Annotated in this window: 1 protein-coding gene; it reads right to left on the reverse strand. The window is 62.7% G+C overall.

What is annotated here, in order from left to right; all coding sequences use genetic code 11:
* On the reverse strand, window positions 1–255 hold a 255-nt coding region (locus tag SB752_RS32900; RefSeq protein WP_410719580.1), incomplete at both ends, for an aconitase family protein.

Raw genomic sequence — 255 nt, forward strand, 5'->3', positions numbered from 1 at the left:
GGAAGAAACCGCAGGTGGCGCCGTATTCCGGCGCCATGTTGGCAATGGTCGCCCGGTCGGCCAATGGCAGCTCGGCCAGGCCATCGCCGTAAAACTCGACGAACTTCCCCACCACGCCTTTCTTGCGCAGCATCTGGGTGACGGTCAGCACCAGGTCGGTGGCGGTGATGCCTTCTTTGAGTTTGCCAGTGAGCTTGAAGCCGATCACTTCCGGGATCAGCATCGACACCGGCTGGCCGAGCATCGCCGCTTCCG

Origin of the sequence: Brevibacillus sp. SIMBA_040 (genome assembly GCF_046535075.1) — a bacterium.
Classification (GTDB): domain Bacteria; phylum Bacillota; class Bacilli; order Brevibacillales; family Brevibacillaceae; genus Brevibacillus.